Below are 380 nucleotides of genomic sequence, written 5' to 3' on the forward strand. Positions count from 1 at the left end.
GGGTAGCGCGGACAGGGGCATTCGGCCCGCATCGTGGAATCGCGCGCATCGCCCGCGGCAGCGCAGCGCGGCCGTGCGTGACCGCTGCCGCGCGCGAGGTCGCGCTTGGTGCCACAATGCTTCGCGCCACCTGCCGCTTTCCGTTCCGCGCCATGGTCCGTCGCCATGCCGCGCGCCGATGCCTCCGACATGATCATCACCAGCCTGCTCGATACCGACCTGTACAAGTTCACCATGATGCAGGTCGTGCTGCACCAGTTTCCCGGGGCGCAGGTGGAATACCGGTTCCGCTGCCGCAATCCGGGCGTGCAGCTCGCACCCTATGTGGCGGAGATCCGCGACGAGATCCGGTCGCTGTGCAGCCTGCAGTTCCAGGACGC

General features: G+C 68.2%; 2 protein-coding genes. One reads left to right on the forward strand and one right to left on the reverse strand.

Going from position 1 to position 380, the window contains the following annotated elements; all coding sequences use genetic code 11:
- The coding region (locus tag FJV41_RS57770; RefSeq protein ID WP_220138092.1) for a hypothetical protein at positions 1-200 on the reverse strand (200 nt) is incomplete at its 3' end.
- Here FJV41_RS57770 and FJV41_RS57775 point away from each other — a divergent pair.
- The coding region (locus FJV41_RS57775) for a hypothetical protein (RefSeq protein WP_497812699.1) at positions 190-380 on the forward strand (191 nt) is incomplete at its 3' end. The two genes, FJV41_RS57770 and FJV41_RS57775, sit on opposite strands and share 11 nt — an antisense overlap.

The organism is Myxococcus llanfairpwllgwyngyllgogerychwyrndrobwllllantysiliogogogochensis (assembly GCF_006636215.1).
Taxonomy (GTDB): domain Bacteria; phylum Myxococcota; class Myxococcia; order Myxococcales; family Myxococcaceae; genus Myxococcus; species Myxococcus llanfairpwllgwyngyllgogerychwyrndrobwllllantysiliogogogochensis.